General features: G+C 41.5%; 6 protein-coding genes. 1 reads left to right on the top strand and 5 read right to left on the bottom strand.

Features of this window, described 5'->3' with window-relative positions:
* Positions 1-86 precede the first annotated feature (86 nt).
* The 5 genes from AC1DXF_RS23720 to AC1DXF_RS23740 form a co-directional block, all read right to left on the bottom strand.
* A complete protein-coding gene (locus AC1DXF_RS23720) occupies positions 87-485 on the bottom strand; it encodes a hypothetical protein (protein ID WP_477451186.1) in 399 nt (132 codons plus the stop codon).
* Between the two features lie 11 nt (positions 486-496).
* A complete protein-coding gene (gene hemF, locus AC1DXF_RS23725; protein ID WP_477451187.1) occupies positions 497-1,411 on the bottom strand; it encodes an oxygen-dependent coproporphyrinogen oxidase in 915 nt (304 codons plus the stop codon).
* 153 nt (positions 1,412-1,564) lie between these two features.
* Complete coding sequence (locus tag AC1DXF_RS23730; protein WP_477451188.1) at positions 1,565-2,797, bottom strand: MFS transporter; 1,233 nt, start codon at positions 2,795-2,797, stop codon at positions 1,565-1,567.
* A gap of 112 nt (positions 2,798-2,909) precedes the next feature.
* The gene (locus tag AC1DXF_RS23735) at positions 2,910-3,107 is read right to left on the bottom strand and encodes a cold-shock protein (protein ID WP_090650362.1); all 198 of its coding nucleotides are present in this window, start codon (positions 3,105-3,107) and stop codon (positions 2,910-2,912) included.
* Between the two features lie 140 nt (positions 3,108-3,247).
* Positions 3,248-3,883 carry a peroxiredoxin gene (locus AC1DXF_RS23740; RefSeq protein ID WP_477451189.1) on the bottom strand — a complete coding sequence of 212 codons (636 nt, stop codon included), beginning with the start codon at positions 3,881-3,883 and terminating at the stop codon, positions 3,248-3,250.
* Positions 3,884-4,032: 149 nt separating this feature from the next.
* Here AC1DXF_RS23740 and AC1DXF_RS23745 point away from each other — a divergent pair, with 149 nt between their 5' ends.
* The gene (locus tag AC1DXF_RS23745; RefSeq protein ID WP_477451190.1) at positions 4,033-5,817 is read left to right on the top strand and encodes a glycoside hydrolase family 15 protein; all 1,785 of its coding nucleotides are present in this window, start codon (positions 4,033-4,035) and stop codon (positions 5,815-5,817) included.
* The last annotated feature ends 300 nt before the right edge of the window (positions 5,818-6,117 follow it).

The following is a 6,117-nucleotide window of genomic DNA, read 5'->3' on the forward strand; positions in this document are numbered from 1 at the left end:
TAGTTGACTAATGTGCCAATTGTTGGCAACAATATGCATGCATAATTTATACACACAAGCTAATTTATTAACGTTGCAGGTTTGGTTTATTTGATTTTTACCCAGTGATCTTCAATCTTATTACCATTGGGCAAAACGGTGAATAATTTAAGTGTATCATTACTAATTGCATAGGTATATTTCACTACTTTATTGAGTAATTCTGAGGTTTGCAAGCTGTAGGTTTGTGTTTCAAAACAAGTATCGGCCTGCAATTGGTAATCTCCTTTTTCGTAAACCACGTCCTTTTCGCCCTTTTCCTTTAAAACGGCTTTATAATGCGATTTATCGTAGGTACGCTGTAAGGAGTAAGCAGTTGAAGCGCTGTCCGTTTTGCCGTTAACCACACCTCCCCTATATTCCCATACCCCTTTAAGCGGGTAATCCATAGCGCCAAAGGAGCATAAAAAGCAAATTGTTAAAATTGGCAGCACAAGCTTTTTCATAGGTAATGATATTAAGCCCAGTTAATTCCTTTTTTTAATAAAGATAGTGTTTTTTCTTCCTCGCTGCCCGGCGTTGCCTGGTAGTTATACACCCACTTGGCGGTTGGCGGCAGGCTCATCAATATCGATTCGATACGCCCATTGGTTTCCAGGCCAAATTTGGTGCCGGCGTCATAAACCAGGTTAAACTCGGTATAGCGGCTGCGGCGTTGGTATTGCCACAACTGCTCATCTTCTGTAAACGGTTTATTTCGGTTGCGGTTAACCAATTCGGTATAAGTTGGAATAAAAGAACGCCCTAAGGCTTTCGAAAAATCGAAGATATTTTCCCATGACAATTCATCATTGGCAGTCAGCCTGTCGTAAAAAATACCGCCGATACCCCTGGTTTCGTTCCGGTGTTTGATGTAAAAATAGTCATCGGCCCAAAGCTTAAACCGATGATAAAAATCATGATAGTAACTATCGCAAACCGCTTTTAAGCTGGTATGAAAAAACTTAGCATCCTCTTCAATAACATAATGCGGTGTAAGGTCGATACCGCCGCCAAACCAACGGATGGGTTGTTTATTGCCATTCATAGATGAAGGCATTTCGAAATAACGGATGTTCATGTGGATGATAGGCACCATCGGGTGGTTTGGATGGATCACGATAGAAACACCGGTAGCAAAAAAATCATCAGATTCTACCTGCAAAGCTCTTTTCATACTATCGGGTAGCTGGCCATGCACGGCCGAAAAGTTTACGCCCCCTTTTTCAAAAATATTGCCGTTTTGGATAACACGCGTACGGCCGCCGCCGCCGCCTTCCCGCTCCCATTTTTCTTCTTCAAATTTAGCTTTCCCATCGGCCAGTTCAAGCCCCTGGCATATTTCGTCCTGTATCTGCTGGTAGTCTGCAGCTATCTGTTCTTTGCTTATCATTAATGCAAATGTAATTTTTTTGGTTGATTAAGTGAGTGGTTGATTGGGTGAGTGGTTAGCATCGGATATAAAAAAACAGAAGTTAACCGGATTGCCGTAGTTCAGGTTTCTAACCTAATCAACCAATCCAACTTAATCAACTATTCACCAACCCTAACTAATCTCCACATAATCCAAATCTTTACCAAAAGTTTCCTTTAGCTGACTTAGTGAAAACAAGGCGATAAGTGTAAGGATACCCATCATGATATAACCGCTTGTAACCATGCCGTAGCTTTTTACAAAAGCTGCAAAAGCCATATTGATTGGAATTAAAGATCCCCTTACAAAATTTGGAACTGTGGTGGTAACTGTTGAGCGAATGTTGGTGCCAAATTGCTCGGCTGCAATGGTAACAAATGTGGCCCAGTAGCCAACAGAACAGCCCATGAAAAAGCAGAGCCAAACAAACCGGGCATTGGTTAAATCTTTTGAGCTTAAATAGAATATAACGCTCACCACCGATAACAACAAGAATACCGCCATGGTAAGTTTTCTTGATTTGGTGATCTGGGCAAGCAGCCCGGCAAAAATATCACCAATGGCTATCCCGATGTATGTATATAAAACCCCATCAGCAGCGCTTAGAGCTTCTTTTGCCCCCATGGCTTTGCCAAACTCGGGCGATAAGGTAACCAATACACCTACCACATACCATAATGGCGCCCCGATAAGGATACAATAAATGTATTTTTTAAATTTATCCCAGCTGCTGAATAACATGAAGAAGTTTCCTTTTGATACTTTGCTTTGCTCGATGTTTTTAAACATACCCGATTCAAAAGTTCCTATTCTTAAAAGTAATAATAATATACCAAGCCCCCCACCTACTTTATAGGCATTTTGCCAGCCATGTTTAGCTACCATTACAGCTGCTGCCGCGCCAAATAAACCAATTACGGCTACAATCATGGTTCCGTATCCGCGTTTTTCTTTACTCAAAGTTTCGCTTACCAGGGTAATGCCCGCGCCAAGTTCGCCGGCAAGGCCAATGCCTGCAATAAACCTAACCAATGCATAGGTATTTACATCGTGCACGTAGGCGTTGGCAAAATTGGCTACCGAATATAACAGAATGGAACCAAACAGCACTTTAATACGGCCCAGCTTATCGCCAATTACACCCCATAAAATGCCCCCCAATAAAAGGCCAAACATCTGCACGTTAATGATAAAAACACCTTTAGGTAATACATCTGCCGCAGAAACGCCAATATCCAGCAAGCTGGCTTTACGCACTATCGAAAAGACTAAAAGATCATAGATATCAACAAAATAGCCCAGGGAAGCAACAAGTACAAGGAATATCATGTTCCTGGTGGCCTTAGCGGCGGTAACATCGGTCATAATTATAATAATTGGATGGCTAAAGTAGCAGAATTATATATATAGTTTCAAAAAAACAGCACAAAAAAAACCCCTGTGTATGCAGAGGTCTCTCGTTAAGAACTTTGGTTAACTATGCTTTTTTAACATTTACTGCCTGTAATCCTTTTCTGCCTTCTTCCACTTCGTAAGTAACGCTATCATTATCTTTAATGGCATTTACGCCGCCTTGCACGTCTTTAAAGTGTACAAAAAGATCTTTACCGTCTTCGGTAACAATAAAGCCATAACCTTTTTGTGTGTTAAACCATTTTACTTTTCCAGTTTTCATAATTATAATTATCGTATTAAAAAATTGTTGTGAGATTAAAAACTAAAGCCAAACTGAAAATAAAATGGTTTTAATGTTCAGACGGAATAGATAACCCTATCTTTTTCAAATATATAAAATAATTAATAAACCAAATAAAATTATTTATTTGGTTGCGGAGTAGTGCGTAAGTAAGGTTTTATGAGTGTAAAACCCTTTGGAAATTTGGCCGGAATGTCTTCTGTCTTGGTAGCAGGTACCACAACAACGTCTTCTCCGTCTTTCCAATCGGCTGGTGTAGCAACACCGTAATTGGCCGTTAATTGCAACGAATCAATAACCCTTAAAATTTCCTGGAAATTACGCCCTGTTGACGCCGGATAGGTAATAATTAACTTAACAGATTTATCAGGCCCGATAATAAACAATGAACGCACCGTTGCATTTACTGATGCATTTGGGTGGATCATATCGTAAGCCTCAGAAATTTTACGGTCTTCATCGGCGATGATCGGGAAGTTTACCTCTACGCCCTGCGTCTCGTTAATATCGTTTATCCAGCCGGTATGCGATTCAACCGAATCAACGCTAAGTGCTAAAACCTTAACATTGCGCTTAGCAAATTCATCTTTTAAGGCGGCTGTTTTACCAAGTTCGGTAGTACAAACCGGTGTGTAATCGCCTGGGTGAGAGAATAATACTCCCCAGCTATCGCCAAGGTATTCGTAAAAGTCTATTTCTCCTGCCGAGGTTTTTGCTTGAAAATTTGGGGCTTTGTCGCCTAATCGTAAACTCATGACTAATTATAATTTAAGTAGATTAAAGTCTACTAAGTTAATATACATTAATTGACAAATCCAAATTAATCAGAAATTATACTGCTTTTTACGCCAACATTACACAAGGTAGGTTGTTGAACATTTTAATCAGGCTAAAATCAATATTAATGGAACGACATACCTACGATACCGGGATAATTGGAAACTGCGCTTTTTTGGCGCATATACATAAAAATACAAATATAGAGTGGCTTTGCTGGCCCCGATTTGACAGCACCTTCATTTTTGGTGGTTTACTGGATAAGAAAAAGGGCGGCGAATTTTCGATTTTACCTGAAGGTGAGTTTACATCCCACCAGTATTACCTGGAGAATACCAACGTTTTGATTACCGAAATTAGTCCCGCCACCGGCGGCATGTACCGGGTAACCGACTTTGCTCCCCGTTTTTACCAACACCAGCGTTATTACAAACCATTGATGCTGTTCAGGAAAATTGAAGCCATCGAAGGATCGCCGAGGGTTAAGGTAAAATGTGAGCCGGTTTCTGAGTATGGCGCGGTAAAGCTGAAGGTAAACCGGGGCAGTAACCACATACAATACCTGGGTGGCGAAGAAAATATCAGGCTTACCACCAATATTCCTATCAGCTATGTTTTCGACGAGCAGCCATTTGTGCTCAACGAAATCAAATACCTGGCGCTCACTTATGGCGAACCATTGGAGGCGCCATTAATTACAACTGCCGAACGTTTTTTATCCGAAACTATCCAATACTGGCGCACCTGGATTAAACACTCCTCTATCGCCACTTATTTTCAACCCTATGTCATCCGGTCGGGACTGGCTTTGAAAATACACCAGTTTGAGGACACAGGAGCCATTATTGCCGCCAGCACTACCAGTTTGCCGGAATCGCCGGGAAGTGGCCGTAATTGGGATTATAGGTACTGCTGGCTGCGCGATACCTACTATGTGATAACCGCGCTTAACCACATTGGTCATTTTGAAGAAATGGAACGGTATTTTAGCTACGTTACCGATATATCTTTTTCAACAAACGAACGCTACCAGCCACTGTACAGTATCACCGGTAAAAAAGATTTGGTAGAAAATGTTTTAACCGATTTGGAAGGTTACCTGGGCAACCAGCCGGTGCGTGTTGGCAACCAGGCATCTGAACACATTCAGAACGATATTTACGGGCAGGTAATGATCTCTATGTTACCACTTTATACCGATCATCGCTTTGTTTTCTCCGAAAGAAAAGACTCGGTACGATGGATTGAGTTTTTGCTGAAGAAGATTGAATTCACAATTGACGAAAAAGACGCCGGTATCTGGGAGTTCCGTAACATGGCCAATATTCACTGTTACAGTAATTTGTTTCAATGGGCGGGTGCTTCTGCTGCCGAAAAAATGGCACGTACAATTGATAATAAAGAATTGATTGATAAGGCTATAGCCTTAAAAGAACGCGCGGCCGCGCATATTGAAAGCTGTTATGATCCCATCAGGAAGGTATACACGAATTCGGCAGGCAGTTCAAACCTGGATGCCAGTACCTTGCAGCTTATTATGATGAATTACCTCGACCCAACATCGCAGCGGGCCAAGGATCATTTAATTGCATTGGAAAATGAACTAAAAGCATCTAATGGACTATTTTACAGATATTTATACAAGGATGATTTTGGTAAACCTAAAACCACTTTCCTTATCTGCGCCTTTTGGTACGTTGAAGCCCTGGCCAGCGTTGGCCGCTTAGACGATGCCCAGCGTGAGTTTGGCAATCTGCTCAAGTACTCCAACCACCTGCTGCTTTTCAGCGAGGATGTTGACGAAAATGACGGTAGCCAATGGGGAAATTTTCCGCAGGCCTATAGTCATGTAGGATTAATGAACGCGGCTTACAGGATTGCGATAAAACTGGATAGGCCGATATTCCTTTAACATTTAACACGATTTTTCGGGTGTTAGTTTTTTTGTTGGTGCTAGTTAACGAATGCCATTTTCCTGTCATCCTGAGTAAGTTTTATTTGCGCACAAATAATGGCATTGCAGATGACAAGCTATTTCCGAATTTTGCGAAAAGCAACTTATGGCAGCGTAGCAGTTTAGCTCCTGGTGTTTTTTACCCGCCCCTGAGTTTTGCTTCAGGAAATAGCGTAAGCATTTTGGTGATACTGTTATCAGCAGCATTCCCGTATGGCAGCGTGCCTTTTTTATCTATCGCTCTCCTGAGCCATAAGT

The sequence above is a fragment of the Mucilaginibacter sp. P2_A5 genome (assembly GCF_056404995.1).